Below are 18,521 nucleotides of genomic sequence, written 5' to 3' on the forward strand. Positions count from 1 at the left end.
TTTAAATATCGAATTTATTATTGGCTAATTTTGTTCTTAATTCTTCTATAGAGGCTGTTGCGCCATCTATAAATTTTATATAATCGTCATGAAAATTCAAATCGAATTTTTCACTTTCGTTTTCAATTTTATTATTGTTTATACTTTCTTTGTAGTTCTTAATTTCTAGATGCATTTCACGCTCTTCCTCCCATTTATGTATCATATTGTCTATATGATGAACAACCATATCTTTATTTAGAATAAAATACTTTTTACGATCTCCTGTTTTTGTGAAGTACACAATTTTATGTAAATCCTGTAAATGTTTAAGGTGTGTAGAAATTGTACTCTTACTTGCACAAAGGATAGTGACCATGTCTTCGAAGGTGGTTCCTTTTTTACCTGTAAGTATTATATAAGCTAAAATACGGGCTGCAACAGGAGCTAGTTGCTCTCTATCTTCTAAATGCACACCTAGTTTTTCAACTAAGCCCATTTTTTCTTTGCAGATTTCTTCTTTCATTTTAATTACTTTACAACTGTTTTTTCGAAAAATTATTTTTCATTCACAGTAAATTCTTTGCAAAGATATATTATTGGTTCGGAACAAACCGAACTAATCGAAGTTAATTTATTGTTAAAGGAAAAAGCCGATAGAAATATCGGCTTTAAATAGTGTAAGTAAAATGTATTTTAATAGTGTTATTGTTGTTTATCTAAAGAGAATTATTAGGTATAACGCTATTTTAATCTTGTTTTAATATTGATAAAATTACCAGATTTTATAAAAATCTTCTTTAGAAATTTCTTCTCCATCACAGTCATCAATAGTTAATGGTCCTTCACATAAACCACCAAATTCATCTTCTAAATTATCTTCACTATACTTAAAAACCTTTTCGTTTTTATAAATAGTAATTTGTTTTATAACTTCGTCTGCCTCATTTGTTTCAAAATACCAAGTAGAAGTTCCCCAGCTTGCATTTTCATCATCTCTTTCTTCGTCCCAAAATTGTGTAAAATAGTTCATTATATAAATTATTTTATTAAAATTATTTTTACTCTTTTGTTAATATGTTAACAAATACTATTCTTAAAATATACTTTTCGAAAAAGTGAGTATAGTTTCTTATAAGACAGATTTAAATTGTTCTAAGAAACGCTTGTCGTTTTCATAAAACATTCTAATATCTGGTATTTGATATAGTAACATTGCAATACGTTCTATTCCCATACCAAAAGCATAACCAGAGTATTTAGTAGGATCTATATTAGCATTTTTTAATACATTAGGATCTACCATACCACATCCCATAATTTCTAACCAACCAGTACCTTTTGTAATTCTATAATCGGTTTCTGTTTCTAATCCCCAATAAATATCTACTTCTGCACTTGGCTCTGTAAATGGGAAATAAGAAGGACGTAATCTAATTTTAGATTTACCAAACATCTCTTTTGTAAAGTATAAAAGGGTTTGTTTTAAATCGGCAAAAGAAACATCTGTATCTATATATAAACCTTCTACTTGATGAAAAATACAATGTGCTCTTGCAGAAATATCTTCATTTCTAAAAACTCTTCCCGGAGAAATTGTTCTTATAGGTGGTTTATTTTCTTCCATATAACGTACTTGTACAGAAGAAGTATGTGTTCTTAATAAAATATCTGGATCTTGTTCTATAAAGAACGTGTCTTGCATATCTCTTGCAGGATGATATTCGGGTAAATTTAAGGCAGTAAAGTTATGCCAATCATCTTCAATCTCTGGGCCTTCAGATACCGTAAAACCAATTCTATTAAAAACTTCAATAATTTGGTTTTTAACTAATGAAATTGGATGACGAGAACCTAACTCAATTGGCTCGGAAGGACGTGTTAAATCACCGTAAAAAGATTTCTGACTTGTAGAGTTATCTAAAGACTCACTTAATTCGGCAACTTTACCTTCTGCAGATTTTTTTAAGTTGTTTAAGGCTTGTCCAAAATCTTTACGTAATGCTGCATCTACATTTTTAAATTCAGCAAAAAGATCCTTTAGCAAACCTTTGCTTCCTAAATATTTAATTCTAAATGTTTCTACTTCATCTTTGGTTGTAGCATTAAATGCTTTTACATCACCAATAAGCTCTTTTACTTTATCTAACATTCTTGGGTAAAATTAAGGTACAAATTTAGTGTTTTTTATAGAGTTTTCTTAGACTAAAGTTAAGAAAACAATAACAGCTTCCGAAATCGATTGAAATAAGGGAATGTAGAGAATAAATAAATTTACTTTTCTTATTTGTGAATTCATAAATTAACTATCTTTGTGCCTTTAAATTTTTATTAAATTCATAAAAAATAACATTAAAAATTATGGAATCTAAAATAAATGCTTTTATGAATTACGTAAATGAACGTAATTTAAACGAGCCAGAATTTTTACAAGCTGTACATGAAGTTGCAGAAACTGTAATTCCATTTATTGAAAACAATTCTAAGTACCAAGGGAAAAAATTGTTAGAAAGAATGGTCGAGCCAGAAAGAACTTTAATGTTTAGAGTTGCTTGGGTAGATGATAAAGGAGAAACACAAGTAAACAGAGGTTACAGAGTAGAGTTTAATTCTGCTATTGGACCTTACAAAGGTGGTTTACGTTTTCATCCATCTGTAAACTTATCCATCTTAAAATTCTTAGGGTTCGAACAAGTTTTTAAAAACTCACTAACAACTTTACCAATGGGTGGAGGAAAAGGAGGTTCAGATTTCAATCCAAAAGGAAAATCAGATAGAGAAGTAATGGCTTTTTGTCAATCTTTTATGTCTGAATTATTTCGTCATATTGGAGCTAATACAGATGTTCCTGCTGGAGATATTGGTGTTGGAGGAAGAGAAATAGGCTTTATGTTTGGTCAATATAAAAAATTACGTAACGAGTTTGTTGGCGTTTTAACTGGTAAAGGTGCTTCTTGGGGTGGTTCTTTAATTAGACCAGAAGCAACAGGTTACGGTGATGTTTATTTTGCCGAAAACATGTTAAAAGTAAAAGGAGATTCTTTTGAAGGTAAAACGGTTGTGGTTTCTGGTTCTGGAAACGTTGCACAATATGCTACTGAAAAAGCAACTGAATTAGGAGCTAAAGTAGTTACTTTATCAGATTCTTCAGGATATATTTATGATGCAGACGGAATTGATGCTCATAAATTAGCACATGTTATGGAAATTAAAAATGTTCGTAGAGCTAGAATTAGCGAATATGTAACAAAATATCCTAACGCTAAATTCTTTAAAGGTGAAAGACCTTGGAGTGTTAAATGTGATGTAGCTTTACCATGTGCAACTCAGAATGAGTTAAACGGCGAAGAAGCAAAAATATTAGTTGCAAACGGAACAATTTGTGTTGCAGAAGGAGCAAACATGCCTTCTACACCAGAAGCTGTTGAAGTTTTTCAGAATGCAAAAATCTTATTTGCACCAGGAAAAGCATCTAATGCAGGTGGTGTAGCAACTTCAGGTTTAGAAATGAGCCAAAACTCATTACGTTATAACTGGACAAGAGAAGAGGTTGACGCTAAATTAAAAGCTATTATGAACGATATTCACACATCTTGTGTTGCTTATGGTACAGAAGCAGATGGTTATGTAGATTACGTAAAAGGAGCAAATATTGCTGGTTTCGTAAAAGTTGCAGATGCTATGTTAGATCAAGGTGTTGTGTAAATAAAAACCATATTAAAATAAAAAAGCGCATCATTTTTGATGCGCTTTTTTTTATTTTTAAATTTTTAGAAACTAAAATTTATATATTGTGTGTTATTAAACAATAAAACTAATATGAAAGATAATATAATAGATAGCTTAAAATCTTACGCATTTAAAGAAGTTACTTTCGATAAGTTAATGAAAAAAAGAATTAATCAGGTATTAATAGTTTGTTCTAACTACGATTTTTACATGCTTGAAGAAGATGGTAGAATTGAAGAGCGAATTTTTAATGAATACACCTCATTAAATTTAAGGTATCCGCCAAATTTTGTTCATGCAAATTCTGCAAGAAGGGCTCTTAAAATGATGAATTCTCATAAAATAGATATCGTTATCACTTGGCTAGATATTGGTAATTATAAAGCATTTGAAACATCAAAAATAATTAAAGAAGCCTTTCCTAATGTACCAATTGCAGCATTAAGTCATCATTCATCACAATTAAGAAGTAAGCTACAAAAAGGAAACACAGGTATTATAGATTTTGTTTTTCATTGGAATGGAAATGCAGACATATTTTTAGCGATCATAAAGTTAACCGAAGACAGAATGAATGCCGAAGTTGATATTAACGGTGTTGGTGTAAAAGCAATTTTGTTGGTAGAAGACTCGCTTAAATTTTATTCAAGATACATTCCACTTATTTATAAAGTGATCCTTAAACAAACCCAACAAATAATGTCTGAAGGGTTAAATGAGCAACGAAAAATGTTGCTAATGAGAGGAAGACCAAAAATTTTATTGGCTACAACTTATGAAGAAGGTATACATTTATTTGATGCGTATAGAGATAATTTATTAGGTGTAATATCTGATGTTAATTATTATAAAGACGGAGTAAGAAATGAAGAGGCAGGATTCTTATTCTTAAATTATGTAAGAAATTACAAACGTTATTTTCCGTTTTTAATTCAATCTTCTGATGCAAATAATGAAAAACGAGCTTTAGAACTTAAAGGAAAATTTTTATACAAACATTCAGAAACATTAGGGGTAGATATAAGAAATTATATTGTAAAATACTTTGCTTTTGGCGACTTCGAATTTTGGGATCCAACGCAAATGAAAGTCTTAGCAACAGTTAAAGATTTAAGCGAATTTCAAAAAGCAATAAAAATTGTTACAGAAGATTGTTTAATGTATCATGCAACAAGAAGCGAGTTTTCTAAATGGTTAAAATCTAGAGCACTTTTTCCTTTAGGAGATTTATTAAGCACAATAGAATATAACGATTTTGAGAACAACAATCAAATAAGAGAGTTTTTAAGTAGCTCTATTAAATTATATAAAATATATAGATCTAGAGGTGTAATTGTAAAATTTAACAAACTTAAATACGATGAATTTGTTGGTTTTGCAAGAATAGGAGAAGGAGCTTTAGGAGGAAAAGGAAGAGGTTTAGCTTTTATAGATTCCTTTTTAAAGCGAAATAATTTATATAATAAATATGAAGATGTAAGTATAACAATACCAAGAACGGTTGTAATAAGTACAGATGTTTTTGATCAATTTATAGATACGCACAAGCTAATTAAATTTGTTGCAGAATGTTCTGATGATAATAAAATATTAAACGAATTTATTTCAAAAGACTTACCAGAATGGGCTTTAGAAGATATTAAAGCATTTTTAAAAACCACTAAATGTCCAATTGCTGTTAGGTCTTCGAGTATCTTAGAAGACTCTAGTTATCAGCCTTTTGCAGGTGTTTTTTCAACATATATGATTCCAGATTCTGAAATCGATAAAAAAGTTGAAATGGTTTCTAACGCCATAAAATCTGTTATGGCATCTTCTTTTTTTACAAACAGTAAATTATATTTAAAAGCGGTATCGCATACTATAGAAGAAGATAAAATGGCTGTAATTTTACAAGAAGTTACAGGTAAACAATACAAAGATGTGTATTACCCAAATATATCTGGCGTAGCACGTTCTATTAATTTTTATCCAATAGGAGAAGAAAAAGCAAATGAAGGAATTGCTAATATTGCTTTAGGTTTAGGTGAGATAATTGTAGGCGGAGGGCAATCTTTACGTTTTTCACCATATCACCCTAAAAAAGTGTTGCAATTATCTTCGCCAGGTTCAACTCAAAGAGACACACAGCAATATTTTTATGGTTTAGATGTAGATCCAGATAGTTATAAAACATCAACATCAGAAGCAATTAATAAAAAGAAAATAACAATTAGAAAAGCAGAAAAACATGGTTCTTTAAAGTTTGTAGCATCAACCTACGACATACAAAATAACATGATTAGACCTGGTGTTATGCATGATGGAATTCGTGTAATTACATTCGATAATATTTTAAAATATAACACTTTTCCGTTGCCAGAAATTTTAAAAGAACTATTACGAATTGGACAACGAGAAATGAGAAATCCAATAGAAATAGAATTTGCTGTAAAGTTAGATGTTCCGTTAGGAAAACCAAAAGAATTTAGTTTTTTACAAATAAGACCTATTGTAGAAAGTGTAGAAACGGTATGTAAATTGCCTGAAAATTTAGAAATTTCAGACACCATAATTTATTCTGAATCTGCATTAGGAAATGGGAAATATGAAAACATTTGCGATCTTGTTTACGTAAAACCTCAAACGTTTAACTCTGCTAATACAAGAGAAATAGCAGAGGCAGTAGAAGCCATTAATAAAAAATTTGTAGCAGCAGATAAACCTTATATTTTGGTAGGTCCTGGGCGTTGGGGTTCAAGTGATTCTTGGTTAGGAATACCTGTACTTTGGTCTCAAATTTCTGCAGCAAAAATAATTGTAGAATCTGGTTTAAATGATTTTAGAATAGATCCAAGTCAAGGAACTCATTTTTTTCAAAATTTAACCTCATTTAAAGTGGGTTATTTAACTATAAACCCTTTTGTAAAAGATGGTTTTTTTGATGTAGATTATTTAAATGAACAAGAAGCTGTCTTTGAAGATACTTATTTAAGACATATTTCTTTTAAAAAACCACTTACAGCTATTGTTGATGGTGTAAATAATAAAGCTGCAATTTTTAAAGCAGGTATTTCTTTGAAAGATATTTATACAAATGAAGAAAATACAGATGAAGAATTACCGCCTGAGGGATTTATGTAGAAATAGGTATACGTTAAAAAACATCCTTTAAATATTTAAATACATTTCACATTCGTAAAAAAGGATTATTTTTTTGTTAAATCGAAAAAAACACGGTTAAACGTGTTGTTTAAAAATGTATTTTTGTTATAAAATTATTCTATAAATAGTTGTTAATTATATTAATATGAATGTCACAGAAATTTTAACAAATTTAGAAACGAAACACCCTAACGAAAAGGAATATTTACAGGCTGTTAAAGAAGTTTTAGAGTCTATAGAGACGATTTATAATGAAAACCCACAATACGAATCTGCAAAAATTATTGAACGTTTAGTAGAGCCAGATCGAATTTTAACGTTTAGAGTTTCTTGGATTGATGATTCAGGAAATGTTCATGTGAATTTAGGTCATAGAATACAATTTAATAATGCAATTGGCCCTTATAAAGGAGGTATTCGATTACACCCAAGTGTAAATTTAAGTATCTTAAAGTTTTTAGGGTTCGAGCAAATATTTAAAAATGCCTTAACTACTCTGCCAATGGGAGGTGGAAAAGGAGGTTCAGATTTTAATCCAAAAGGGAAATCTGATACCGAAATTATGCGTTTCTGTCAAGCATTTATGTTAGAACTATGGCGATTTATTGGCCCTAGTACAGATGTACCTGCTGGAGATATTGGTACAGGAACTAGAGAAATTGGTTTTATGTACGGTATGTATAAAAAATTACAACAAGAAAACTCGGGCGTTTTTACTGGTAAAGGTTTAAATTGGGGAGGAAGCTTAATTAGACCAGAAGCAACAGGTTTTGGTGGAGTTTACTTTACTAAAGAAATGTTAGAAACTAAAAAAGACGATTTTAAAGGCAAAACAATTGCTCTTTCAGGTTTTGGTAACGTAACTTGGGGTGTTGCTTTAAAAATTACAGAATTAGGCGGAAAAGTAGTTACAATTTCTGGTCCTGATGGATATATTTATGATGAAAAAGGATTGGATGAAGATAAAATAAATTACTTGTTATATTTAAGATCAAGTAATAACGATATTGTTTCTCCTTATGCCGAGGAATTTCCAGAAGCTACCTTTTATGCAAATGAAAAACCTTGGAGTGTAAAATGTGATATTGCAATGCCATGTGCTACACAAAATGAATTGAACGGAGAAGATGCAGTAAAGTTAATAGCAAATGGTGTAAAATATGTAGCAGAGGTTTCTAATATGGGTTGTACTCCAGAAGCTATTCATGAGTTTCATAAAGCTAAAATTTTATATGGACCAGGTAAAGCAGTAAATGCAGGTGGAGTTGGAGTTTCTGGATTAGAAATGTCTCAAAATGCAATGAAAATAAACTGGACAAAAGAAGAAGTTGATGCTAAACTACATCAAATAATGCACTCTATACATGTTGCTTGTTTAAAGTTTGGAACGGAAGAAGATGGTTATATTAATTATGTAAAAGGAGCAAATATTGCTGGTTTTATTAAAGTAGCCGATGCAATGTTAGATCAAGGTGTACTATAATAAACTCTTTTAAGTTATTACAAATATGAAACGCGTCAATCTTTTGACGCGTTTTTTTGTTTATTTGCCTATATAAAATCAATTTATGAGCTTTCTAATTTTTATTTTCTTAGGTTTTGGTATTGCTGCTGCAGGTAGTATAACACCCAGTTTTCTAAACTTAACAGTCGTTAAATTCAGTTTAAGAAATGGCAAAAAAGCAGCATTTTACCTTATTGGTGGTTATGCAACCGTCTTATTTTTTCAAGCCAATATAGGTGCTTATTTATCGAGTATTTTAATGGAAAATTCAGAATATATAACCTTGTTACAAAAGATAGGAACAGGTATTCTATTTTTACTATCTATTAACTTTTTTAGAATGTATTTTACATCAAAAGAGAAAAAGGTAAAAGAAGAAATACCTAAATCTAAAGCTTATTTACATGGTATTGGTATGTCTCTTTTAAACACCATTGCAATTCCGTTTTATTTTACATCTATTTCTGTTTTAATAGGGTTAGAATATTTTGAATATTCTTACTTAAATGGTTTTTACTTTTCCATTGGTTCTACAATTGGTTCTTTTACGCTATATTCATTGTACGCTATTATTGCCAAAAAAATAGAACACAAGTTAACTTTTATTGCTTCTAAAATGGACTTTATCTTAGGTTGTTTAACTGGTTTGGTTGCATTAGGAAACCTAGTTTTCTTGTTTTATAAATAATTTATTTTGAATATATTTTCACTTTTTTTCTTCGGGTTTCTTTTCTCTTTTGTTGGCTCTATAACACCAAGCATGTTAAATATGACTGCTTTAAAAATTAGCTTAGATATAGGAAGAAAAGCTGTAAATAAATATGCTTTAGGCGTTTCTCTTGTTGTAATTCCGCAAGTAATAATTGCCGTTATTTTAACCAAATACATTGCAGAAAACCCAACAATTCTACAAACTTTAGAGAAATTTGGAATTGTTATCTTTATCTTTTTATCTTATTATTTTTATAGAGAATCTAAGAAAGGTAAAATGAAAGTTGATGGTTTAAAAGCAAAAGAAGCAAACCCGTTTTTAACAGGTATTACGTTGTCTCTTTTAAACATGTTTTCGATTCCTTTTTTTAGCGGAACGATAATTACGTTAGATGTTTTTAAATTGTTTTATTTTGATTTTATTTCTGTGCTATTTTTTACTTTAGGAGCTATAATTGGTACATTTTATATCCTTTATTTATATGGAAAATTCGCAAAAATAATTCAACAAAAAACAGGAAAACTAACAAAAGATATCAATATAATTTTAGCCATTTTAACAGGTTTAGTTGCGGTTTTTTCTCTTGTAAAACAGTTGTTTTAATAAAAAGCGTAATTTTCATATAAAATTTTCGACAGAATTGTTATTAACAAAGTAATATGATTTCTCTTTTTTTCTTTGGGTTTGTTTTTTCCTTTTTAGGATACACGCTACCAAGTGTTTTAAATATGACTGCCTTAAAAATTAGTTTAGACACTAATAAAAGAGAATTTACCAAGTTTACTTTGGGTGTTTCTTTGGTTGTTTTTTTACAAGTTTATGTGTCTATTTATATTCTTGAATATATTTCTGAAAAGCCAATATTTTTAGAAATATTAGAAAAAACAGGTATTGTAGTTCTTCTTTTTTTATCAATTTATTTTTATAAACAGAATAAGAAAGAAAAGAAACAGTTAGAAGTGAAGCGAAAAAACTCTTTTTTTACAGGTGTTATTTTATCTTTATTAAACATGTTTGCAATTCCTTTTTTCTGTGGTTCTGCAGCGCTTTTAATTACATTTAATAGCTTTAGTTTCGATGTTGCTTCAATTTTATTCTTTGTGTTTGGTTCTGTAATTGGCACTTATTTTATTCTGTATTTATACGGACGATTTGCAGAATTAATTCAACAAAAAACAGGGAGTTTAACCAACAATATAAATTTATTACTAAGTTTTATTACTGGTGGTTTTGCTTTGGTTACATTTCTTAAATTTGTAGTATAACATACAAAAGATGAAAATAATTAAAAATACAGTTGTTAAAGGAAAACATAGCAAACCCATTGTAACAGATGTTTTTTACAACGAAGATCATCAACAAAAAAAAATAGTTATTTTTTGTCACGGTTATAAAGGTTTTAAAGATTGGGGCGCTTGGAATTTAATGGCAGAAACGTTTGCAAATGCAGGCTTTTTCTTTATCAAATTCAATTTTTCTCATAATGGAGGTACCTTAGAAAACCCTATAGATTTTCCAGATTTAGAGGCCTTTGGAAACAATAATTACACCAAAGAATTAGACGACTTAGAAAGTGTTATTGATTGGGTTTCATCCGAAGAAAAATTTAAAAACGAAGTAGCTATTAATGCCATTTCAATAATTGGGCACAGTAGAGGTGGTGGAATTGTATTACTAAAAGCAATTGAAGACACTAGAGTTAAAAAAGTAATTTCATTAGCTGCGGTGTGCGATTTCGGTTCTAGAAGTTCTACAATTGGCGATTTAGAAAGCTGGAAAAAAACGGGTGTTAAATATGTTTTAAACGGAAGAACTAAGCAAAATATGCCACATTTCTATCAGTTTTACTTAGATTTTAAAGAAAACGAAGAGCGTTTAAATATTCAGAAAGCGGTAGAAAATATAAAAATACCACAGTTAGTTATTCACGGAGATAAAGACACGTCTATTTCTATAGATGAAGGAAAGAAAATACATTCTTGGAATGCTGAGAGTCAATTAGAAATTATTAAAAATGCAGATCATGTTTTTAATGTTTCTCATCCTTGGAAAGAAAAAACGTTCTCTAAAGAGCTAGAAGAAGTAACTTCACTTTGTATTAACTTTTTAAAATAAACAAGTAAAACTTAAAATTTCACAAACCTGTCATTTCAATTTTAGGAGAAGTATTATAAAGTAGAGAACCCAAAATAGCGCAGCTTTCTTAGATTTGTTAATCGCTTAAAAAAGCTCATTTAGAAATGAAAAATAACTTCTTTTCCGTACTTTCGAGTCATGGAATTGCAACCACCTTTTAGAAAAATAATTCATGTAGATATGGATGCCTTTTACGCATCTGTAGCAGAATTAGACAACCCAGAATTAAGGGGTAAAGCTATTGCAGTTGGTGGCGAAGGAAGAAGAGGTGTTATTTCTGCAGCAAGTTACGAAGCTCGTAAATTTGGTGTAAAATCTGCTATGAGCGGTACTTTGGCTAGACAAAAGTGTCCGCATTTAATCTTTGTAAATAGCGATTTTGATCGTTATAAAGAAATATCAGCAAAAGTTAGAGAAATATTTTACGAATACACAGACTTGGTAGAGCCACTTTCTTTGGATGAAGCCTATTTAGACGTTACAGAGAATAAGAAAGGGAACCCGTCTGCTAATACCGTTGCAAGAGAAATTAGAGATCGTATTTTTGAGGAAACTGGTTTAAGAGCTTCTGCAGGAATTTCTATAAATAAGTTTATTGCAAAAGTAGCGTCTGATATTAATAAACCGAACGGACAAAAAACGGTGCATCCGGATGAGGTAATTCAGTTTTTAGAGGAATTGCCAGTTAATAAATTTTACGGTGTTGGTAAAGTTACCGCAGCTAAAATGTATAATCTAGGAATCTTTGTTGGGAACGATTTAAAGAAAAAATCGTTAGAAGAATTGGTTAAATCCTTCGGTAAATCTGGTGCTCATTATTATAATATTGTTCGCGGAATTCATAATAGTGCTGTAAAACCAAATAGAATTCGAAAGTCTGTTGCGGCAGAAAGAACTTTTAGTGAAAATATTTCTTCGGAAATTTTTATGATAGAAAAGTTAGAAAAAATTGCTGACGAGTTAGAGAGACGCATGAAAAAAACAGATACAAAAGGAAAAACGATTACCTTAAAAATTAAGTATTCAGATTTTACACAACAAACCAGAAGTAAGACTAAAGAATATTTTATGCAGACTAAAAATGAGTTTTTTCCTGTTGTAAAAGAGTTGTTATTTCAAGACAAAATTACTAATTCTGTGCGTTTGTTAGGCTTGTCTTTTGGTAATTTAAATACCGAAAATAAAGAACCTGTTTGGGTACAGTTAAAGTTTGAATTCTAACGTTTGGCGTCTTTTTGTATGCTACAAAATTAGAGTTAGTATTATGTGGAAGCATTACTGAGTAATCTGTTAATTTAAATTATGAAGAGTTCAATTCTCTTAGGCTTGCCTAAAAATGGAAAGGATTAATAATACTTCCAATTGTTATTTCGACAATAGGAGAAATTTCATAACCATGAAAACACAAAACAGCATAAGTTTATGAGATTTCTCTTAAAAGGTCGAAATGACAAACTGAAAGAAAAACCATAAACCTTACCAGAGAAAGAACTAAATTGTATCGTATTATTGATGGTTGATTCTTTTTTACAGTGTCTTAGAATGACATAAATAACATTAAAAATTAAAATGGACATTATTAGAACAAATTCTGAAAACCCAGATTTTATAAATTTGGTAAAAAAGTTAGACGCATATCTAAAAATTACGGATGGAGATGAACATGATTTTTACAATCAGTTTAATCATATAGATGTTTTAAAAAATGTTGTTGTAATTTATGTTGATAAAATTGCAATTGGTTGTGGAGCAATTAAAAAGTTTGATAATACTTCTGTCGAATTAAAAAGAATGTATGTTTCTTTAGAGCAAAGAGGAAAAGGAATTGCACAGAAAATACTAATAGAATTAGAATCTTGGGCAAAAGAGTTAGAATATAAAAGATGTGTTTTAGAAACAGGAAAAAGACAAGTCGAAGCGATACAATTTTATCATAAATGTGCTTATAAAATTATTACAAATTACGGGCAATATAAAGGAATGGAAAATAGTGTTTGTTTTGAAAAAAACTTATAAATGAACTACAGTTACTGGGAATTAAAAGAATGGTTTACAAATATCGATTTTACAATTGTTGGTAGTGGAATTGTTGGTTTAAATTGTGCCTTAGAATTAAAGAAAAAGCATCCAAAAGCAAAAATTTTAATACTCGAAAAAGGTATGTTGCCTCAAGGAGCAAGTACAAAAAATGCTGGTTTTGCTTGTTTTGGAAGTTTGTCTGAAATTATTGATGATTTAAAAACGCATACAGAACAAGAGGTTTTTAACTTGGTAGATAAACGTTGGAAAGGTTTGCAATTACTAAGACAAAATTTAGGAGATAAAAATATTGATTTTGAGCAAAATAAAGGATTTGAGCTATGCAAATCTGCTTCTTTTTTTGAAGAATGTGATGCACAAAAAGAAAAAATAAATCAACTTTTAGAACCAATTTTTAATGCTAATATTTTTTTGGTTGAGCATGATAAATTTGGCTTTAAAAAAGTATTACCAAACCACTTTGTAAATGCCTTTGAAGGTCAAATAGATACTGGTAAAATGGCTTTTGAATTATTAAATAAAATTCAAAAATTAGAAATCAAAATTTTAAACAATATTTCTGTTGAAAGTTTTTCTGAAACAGGAGATTTTGTGGAAGTAAAAACCGATAAAATTACTTTTAAAACAAACAAACTATTTATTGCTACAAATGGTTTTGCAAATAAACTATTAAATGAAGAAGTAAAACCTGCAAGAGCACAAGTTCTAATAACAAAACCCATTAAAAACCTTCATATAAAAGGCACTTTTCATTTAGATAAAGGGTATTATTATTTTAGAAATATTAATAATAGAATTTTATTAGGCGGAGGAAGAAATCTCGATTTTAAAACAGAAGAAACTACACAATTTGGTCAGACAGCAATTATTCAAAATGAATTAGAAAGAATATTAAAAGAAACGATTTTACCAAACACAAATTTTGAAATTGAACACAGATGGAGCGGAGTTATGGGCGTAGGCTTTAAAAATTTAAAAGGGCAGAAAAAAGCAATAGTAAAACAATTGTCTAATCATGTTTTTTGCGGTGTTCGTTTAGGTGGAATGGGCATTGCTATTGGAAGTCTAGTTGGTAAAGAATTGGCAGAATTAATAGATTAGTATGGTAAAGACTATTAACACAGGTACTCTCACTAAAAGTAACTTAGCTGTAGATGTAATTATTATTGGCGGCGGTTTAGCTGGTTTATGTAACGCAATTCATTTATCAAAATTTAATAAAAAGGTTTTGTTAATTGAGAAAAATGAATACCCTAAACACAAGGTTTGTGGAGAATATATTTCGAATGAAGTATTGCCTTATTTAGCTTTTTTAGAGATTAATCCGTTTGATTTTGGAGCGGTTAAAATCTCTGAATTTCAATTATCAACTACAAAGAATAATCTTATTTCTGCAAAATTACCTTTGGGAGGATTCGGGATTTCACGATATCAATTAGATCTTATTTTATCAGAAAAAGCGATAAAAAACGGAGTTACCATTTTAAAAGATTCCGTAATAAATGTAACTTTTAAAAATGATGTCTTTTCGGTTGAAACCAAAGAGAATAACACGTTCACTTCAAAAATTACGATTGGTGCTTTTGGAAAACGTTCTTTGTTAGATGTAAAAATGGAACGTGAGTTTATCCAAAAAAAATCGCCTTATTTAGGAGTTAAAATTCATGTAAAAGGAAACTTTAGAGAAGATTTAGTAGCGCTTCATAATTTTAAAGGTGGTTATTGTGGTGTTTCTAAAGTGGAGGATAATGCAATTAACTTGTGTTATATTACCAATTACGCATCCTTTAAAAAATATAAAAACATTAATGATTTTCAGGAACAAGTCGTTTTTAAAAATCAATTTTTAAAAGAAATTTTTAATAATTCTGAAGCTATTTTTGAGAAACCGATAACGATTAGTCAGGTTTCTTTTGAAACCAAAAAACCAGTAGAAAACCATATTTTAATGTGCGGAGATTCTGCAGGAATGATTCATCCGTTATGCGGAAACGGAATGAGTATGGCAATTCAGTCTGCACAAATTGCCTCTAAATTGATTCTAAATTACTTGAATGGAGAAAACGAGTCTAGAAACGAACTCGAAAAGCAATATATTAGACAGTGGAATAAAAAGTTTAGTTTGCGTTTAAAAGCAGGTCATTTTATAGCAATGTTGTTTCGAAAAGATCAAATTGCAGCTGTTTTGCTTCAAATTTTAAAGAAACTACCTTTTTTATTACCAATTATAATTAAGCAAACACATGGTAAACCAATGAAAATTTAATGGATTTTTTTATCAGCACAAAAAATAGAACAGACAAAGAAGAATTAATGGACGATTTTTCTATTGGCGGAGATTTATTGCGAGATACTTTAGATAAGTTAGAAAATATAAATCGGTATTTAGGCGGAAATTTAGTAACTTTAAATTCACTGAAAAAAGTATTAAAAAATCACCCAAAAGAACAAGAGCTAACTATTGTAGATATTGGTTGTGGTCATGGAGATATTTTACGAGATGTGGCAAAATTTGGAAGAAAGAAAGGCTATAAAATGACGTTGTTAGGTATTGATGCAAACCCAACAGCAATAGCATACGCCAATGAATTATCAACAGCGTTTCCAGAACTGAGTTTTAAAACGGAAGATATTTTTTCTGATACATTTAAAAACAGACAATTCGATGTAGTATTGGCCACCTTATTTTTACATCATTTTAAAGAAGAACAATTGGTTTCTTTTTTAGGAAACACTTTAAAACAAACAAAAATAGCAATTGTAGTAAACGATTTACATCGACATAAATTGGCATATTACCTTTTTATGCTGTTGTCACTTTTTATCAAAAATAAAATGATTATTGAAGACGGATTAACGTCCGTTTTAAGAGGATTCAAAAGAAAAGATTTAGAAAGAATCTCTCAAAAATTAAATGTAAAAGCACAAATTTCTTGGAAATGGGCATTTCGTTTTCAATGGATATTGAAACGTTAAAAAGTTTTAGGTTTTACTTTAAACCATAAAAATCTAGTGAAATTCAAGTCGAAATAAATTAGCGAGAATTCGTGAAATCAGTGTCTAAAAATATGAAAGTTAAAATAACATCGGTTGCAAAACAACTACCAAAATATCACAGAGAAACAAAAGATATTATTCCGTTTGTAAAATTATGGATGCAAGAGCAAGATACCCGTTTTCAAAGAAAAGTGATTAAACTTTTTGAAGGCGCAGGTGTAGACAAGCGCTATTCTATAATGGACCCTGAAGAAGTTTTTGTGGCAACTTCTTTTGAAGAAAAAAATGATATTTATGCAAGAGAAGTCGTAAAATTAGCAGAACAATCTTTAAAAAAATCATTAGAGAAAGCAAATTTAAAACCTACGGATATCGATTATATAATTACGGTAAGTTGTACCGGAATTATGATTCCGTCTATGGATGCTTATTTGATTAATTCCTTGCAAATGAAACAAGATATTGTGCGTTTGCCCGTTACAGAAATGGGTTGTGCAGCAGGAGTTTCGGGTATTATTTATGCAAAGAATTTTTTAAAGGCGAATCCTAATAAAAGAGCTGCCGTAATTGCTGTGGAAGCACCAACAGCAACGTTTCAGTTAGAAGATTATTCGATGACAAATATTGTAAGTGCTGCTATTTTTGGTGATGGAGCTTCTGCAGTTATTTTATCTTCTTATGAAGATGATAAAGGGCCAGCAATTATTGATGAAGCGATGTATCATTTTTACGATGCCACTTCTATGATGGGCTTTAAATTGGTAAATACAGGTTTGCAAATGATATTGGATAAGGAAGTTCCTCAGAAGATTTCAGATCATTTTCCGGCAATTGTACATCCGTTTTTAGAACGAAATAATTTGACGATTGATGATGTAGACCACTTAATTTTTCATCCTGGAGGAAAGAAAATTGTACAAACGGTAGAAGATTTATTTGGTGTTTTAGGTAAAAATATAGACGACACAAAAGAAGTTTTACGTTTGTACGGCAATATGTCTAGCGCAACTGTTTTGTATGTTTTAGAACGATTTATGGATCGAAATCTGCCAAAAGGAGAAAGAGGGCTTATGTTAAGTTTTGGTCCTGGGTTTTCTGCACAACGAATATTGTTGGAGTGGTAATTGAATGATGATAAGTAATGACTAGACCTCACAGGTTTTTAAAACCTGTGAGGTCTGATAAAGAAAACAATATGAAATATGAAGTTTTAGTAGAAGATTCTTTTTACCATATTTATAACTGTGGAAACAATAAAGAAAATATTTTTATTGAAGAGCAGAATTATGCTTATTTTCTTCTATTAGTAAAAAAACACCTTTCTAAAACTTTAGAGATTTTGACTTATTGTTTATTGAAAAATCACTTTCACTTATTAATAAAGACAAAAGAAGAGGTTGCTTCAAAAGAAATATCTCAATCATTTTCAAATTTATTTAATGTGTATTCAAAAAGTATCAATAAAAAATATGGAAGAAGTGGAAGTTTATTTAAAGATCGTTTTTCAAGAATAAAATTAGATAATGAAGAGTATTTAAGAAAGTTGATTTTATACATTCATTTAAACCCAACACACCATCAGTTTGTAGATGATTTTAGAACGTATAAACATTCTTCTTACAATTCTATTTTATCAGATAAAATAACAAGTTTATTAAGAGACTCTGTTATCAATCTTTTTGAAGACAAACAAAATTTTATCGAGGCTCATAAAATTAAAGAAGTAACTATTTTAGAATCTTTAACTTTAGAGTAATAAAGAAGACCTCACAGGTTTTTAAAACCTGTGAGGTCTGTTAAATTAAATAAATGAACCCAATAGAAATCATTAAAAACCTTCCGTATACAAATCCTTTTTTGTTTGTTGATGAACTCACAGAAATTTCAGAAAACGGAGTTACAGGAAATTACACTTTCAACGAAAAATCTTTTTTTTATGAAGGTCATTTTAAAGGAAATCCGATTACGCCAGGTGTTATTTTAACAGAAACAATGGCACAAATTGGTGTTGTTTGTTTGGGTATTTATTTATTAAAAGACGAAATTTCATCCGAAGAAAAAAAACTACAAATTGCTTTAACCTCTAATCAGGTTGATTTCTATTTGCCTGTTTTACCAAATGAAAAAGTAACGGTAATTTCAGAAAAAGAATATTTTAGATTCAATAAGTTAAAATGTAAAGTAAAAATGATGAATGAGAAAAATGAACTGGTTTGTAGAGGAACTATTTCTGGAATGATAAAAGGTTAATTTTACAGACCTCACAGATTTTTAAAACCT

The 18,521-nt window shown here is 29.7% G+C and carries 18 protein-coding genes; 15 read left to right on the forward strand and 3 right to left on the reverse strand.

Annotated features, from left to right (window positions below):
- Window position 1: 1 nt before the first annotated feature.
- The 3 genes from SHK09_RS02040 to pheS form a co-directional block, all read right to left on the reverse strand.
- Complete coding sequence (locus tag SHK09_RS02040; RefSeq protein WP_319809104.1) at window positions 2–505, reverse strand: transcriptional regulator; 504 nt, start codon at window positions 503–505, stop codon at window positions 2–4.
- A 249-nt stretch (window positions 506–754) separates the two neighbouring features.
- The gene (locus SHK09_RS02045; RefSeq protein WP_319809105.1) at window positions 755–1,012 is read right to left on the reverse strand and encodes a hypothetical protein; all 258 of its coding nucleotides are present in this window, start codon (window positions 1,010–1,012) and stop codon (window positions 755–757) included.
- Window positions 1,013–1,111: 99 nt separating this feature from the next.
- A complete protein-coding gene (gene pheS, locus SHK09_RS02050; RefSeq protein WP_319809106.1) occupies window positions 1,112–2,131 on the reverse strand; it encodes a phenylalanine--tRNA ligase subunit alpha in 1,020 nt (339 codons plus the stop codon).
- A gap of 209 nt (window positions 2,132–2,340) precedes the next feature.
- Between pheS and gdhA (SHK09_RS02055) the strand changes: the two genes are divergently transcribed.
- The 15 genes from gdhA (SHK09_RS02055) to SHK09_RS02125 all read left to right on the forward strand — a co-directional run bounded on the left by gdhA (SHK09_RS02055) (window position 2,341) and on the right by SHK09_RS02125 (window position 18,491).
- Window positions 2,341–3,684, forward strand: coding sequence for an NADP-specific glutamate dehydrogenase (gdhA, locus tag SHK09_RS02055; protein ID WP_319809107.1), 1,344 nt, complete (start codon window positions 2,341–2,343; stop codon window positions 3,682–3,684).
- Window positions 3,685–3,798: 114 nt separating this feature from the next.
- Window positions 3,799–6,831 (forward strand): PEP/pyruvate-binding domain-containing protein, encoded by a 3,033-nt coding sequence (locus tag SHK09_RS02060; RefSeq protein WP_319809108.1) that lies wholly within the window; start codon window positions 3,799–3,801, stop codon window positions 6,829–6,831.
- 166 nt (window positions 6,832–6,997) lie between these two features.
- Window positions 6,998–8,335, forward strand: coding sequence for an NADP-specific glutamate dehydrogenase (gene gdhA / locus SHK09_RS02065; RefSeq protein ID WP_319809109.1), 1,338 nt, complete (start codon window positions 6,998–7,000; stop codon window positions 8,333–8,335).
- A gap of 85 nt (window positions 8,336–8,420) precedes the next feature.
- Window positions 8,421–9,044: a LysE family translocator gene (locus SHK09_RS02070; protein WP_319809110.1), complete on the forward strand. Its 624-nt coding sequence runs from the start codon at window positions 8,421–8,423 to the stop codon at window positions 9,042–9,044.
- Between the two features lie 6 nt (window positions 9,045–9,050).
- Window positions 9,051–9,671, forward strand: a complete 621-nt coding sequence (locus SHK09_RS02075) for a LysE family transporter (RefSeq protein ID WP_319809111.1) — start codon at window positions 9,051–9,053, stop codon at window positions 9,669–9,671.
- A gap of 56 nt (window positions 9,672–9,727) precedes the next feature.
- Window positions 9,728–10,333 (forward strand): LysE family transporter, encoded by a 606-nt coding sequence (locus SHK09_RS02080; protein ID WP_319809112.1) that lies wholly within the window; start codon window positions 9,728–9,730, stop codon window positions 10,331–10,333.
- Between the two features lie 10 nt (window positions 10,334–10,343).
- Entirely contained in the window at window positions 10,344–11,183 is an 840-nt protein-coding gene (locus SHK09_RS02085) for an alpha/beta hydrolase family protein (protein ID WP_319809113.1), read from the forward strand.
- A gap of 159 nt (window positions 11,184–11,342) precedes the next feature.
- The gene (dinB, locus tag SHK09_RS02090; RefSeq protein ID WP_319809114.1) at window positions 11,343–12,425 is read left to right on the forward strand and encodes a DNA polymerase IV; all 1,083 of its coding nucleotides are present in this window, start codon (window positions 11,343–11,345) and stop codon (window positions 12,423–12,425) included.
- Window positions 12,426–12,773: 348 nt separating this feature from the next.
- The gene (locus SHK09_RS02095; RefSeq protein ID WP_319809115.1) at window positions 12,774–13,220 is read left to right on the forward strand and encodes a GNAT family N-acetyltransferase; all 447 of its coding nucleotides are present in this window, start codon (window positions 12,774–12,776) and stop codon (window positions 13,218–13,220) included.
- Complete coding sequence (locus SHK09_RS02100) at window positions 13,221–14,345, forward strand: FAD-binding oxidoreductase (protein WP_319809116.1); 1,125 nt, start codon at window positions 13,221–13,223, stop codon at window positions 14,343–14,345. It begins immediately after the preceding gene.
- A 1-nt stretch (window position 14,346) separates the two neighbouring features.
- Window positions 14,347–15,510: an NAD(P)/FAD-dependent oxidoreductase gene (locus tag SHK09_RS02105; protein WP_319809117.1), complete on the forward strand. Its 1,164-nt coding sequence runs from the start codon at window positions 14,347–14,349 to the stop codon at window positions 15,508–15,510.
- The gene (locus tag SHK09_RS02110) at window positions 15,510–16,220 is read left to right on the forward strand and encodes a methyltransferase domain-containing protein (protein WP_319809118.1); all 711 of its coding nucleotides are present in this window, start codon (window positions 15,510–15,512) and stop codon (window positions 16,218–16,220) included. The genes SHK09_RS02105 and SHK09_RS02110 overlap by 1 nt, the downstream gene beginning before the upstream one ends.
- A gap of 92 nt (window positions 16,221–16,312) precedes the next feature.
- Complete coding sequence (locus tag SHK09_RS02115; protein WP_319809119.1) at window positions 16,313–17,365, forward strand: type III polyketide synthase; 1,053 nt, start codon at window positions 16,313–16,315, stop codon at window positions 17,363–17,365.
- Between the two features lie 17 nt (window positions 17,366–17,382).
- Window positions 17,383–17,997 (forward strand): transposase, encoded by a 615-nt coding sequence (locus tag SHK09_RS02120; RefSeq protein WP_319809120.1) that lies wholly within the window; start codon window positions 17,383–17,385, stop codon window positions 17,995–17,997.
- A 53-nt stretch (window positions 17,998–18,050) separates the two neighbouring features.
- Window positions 18,051–18,491 (forward strand): hydroxymyristoyl-ACP dehydratase, encoded by a 441-nt coding sequence (locus SHK09_RS02125; RefSeq protein WP_319809121.1) that lies wholly within the window; start codon window positions 18,051–18,053, stop codon window positions 18,489–18,491.
- Window positions 18,492–18,521 lie beyond the last annotated feature (30 nt).

The sequence above is a fragment of the Polaribacter sp. PL03 genome (assembly GCF_033875165.1).
Classification (GTDB): Bacteria; Bacteroidota; Bacteroidia; order Flavobacteriales; family Flavobacteriaceae; genus Polaribacter.

Coding starts and splice junctions, on each gene's coding strand:
- SHK09_RS02060 (WP_319809108.1), top strand. CDS start 3,799: ATGAAAGATAATATAATAGATAGCTTAAAATCTTACGCATTTAAAGAA.
- SHK09_RS02095 (WP_319809115.1), top strand. CDS start 12,774: ATGGACATTATTAGAACAAATTCTGAAAACCCAGATTTTATAAATTTG.
- gdhA (WP_319809107.1), top strand. CDS start 2,341: ATGGAATCTAAAATAAATGCTTTTATGAATTACGTAAATGAACGTAAT.
- SHK09_RS02125 (WP_319809121.1), top strand. CDS start 18,051: ATGAACCCAATAGAAATCATTAAAAACCTTCCGTATACAAATCCTTTT.
- SHK09_RS02045 (WP_319809105.1), bottom strand. CDS start 1,012: ATGAACTATTTTACACAATTTTGGGACGAAGAAAGAGATGATGAAAAT.
- SHK09_RS02110 (WP_319809118.1), top strand. CDS start 15,510: ATGGATTTTTTTATCAGCACAAAAAATAGAACAGACAAAGAAGAATTA.
- SHK09_RS02040 (WP_319809104.1), bottom strand. CDS start 505: ATGAAAGAAGAAATCTGCAAAGAAAAAATGGGCTTAGTTGAAAAACTA.
- gdhA (WP_319809109.1), top strand. CDS start 6,998: ATGAATGTCACAGAAATTTTAACAAATTTAGAAACGAAACACCCTAAC.
- SHK09_RS02085 (WP_319809113.1), top strand. CDS start 10,344: ATGAAAATAATTAAAAATACAGTTGTTAAAGGAAAACATAGCAAACCC.
- SHK09_RS02105 (WP_319809117.1), top strand. CDS start 14,347: ATGGTAAAGACTATTAACACAGGTACTCTCACTAAAAGTAACTTAGCT.
- SHK09_RS02120 (WP_319809120.1), top strand. CDS start 17,383: ATGACTAGACCTCACAGGTTTTTAAAACCTGTGAGGTCTGATAAAGAA.
- SHK09_RS02080 (WP_319809112.1), top strand. CDS start 9,728: ATGATTTCTCTTTTTTTCTTTGGGTTTGTTTTTTCCTTTTTAGGATAC.
- SHK09_RS02100 (WP_319809116.1), top strand. CDS start 13,221: ATGAACTACAGTTACTGGGAATTAAAAGAATGGTTTACAAATATCGAT.
- pheS (WP_319809106.1), bottom strand. CDS start 2,131: ATGTTAGATAAAGTAAAAGAGCTTATTGGTGATGTAAAAGCATTTAAT.
- SHK09_RS02115 (WP_319809119.1), top strand. CDS start 16,313: ATGAAAGTTAAAATAACATCGGTTGCAAAACAACTACCAAAATATCAC.
- SHK09_RS02070 (WP_319809110.1), top strand. CDS start 8,421: ATGAGCTTTCTAATTTTTATTTTCTTAGGTTTTGGTATTGCTGCTGCA.
- dinB (WP_319809114.1), top strand. CDS start 11,343: ATGGAATTGCAACCACCTTTTAGAAAAATAATTCATGTAGATATGGAT.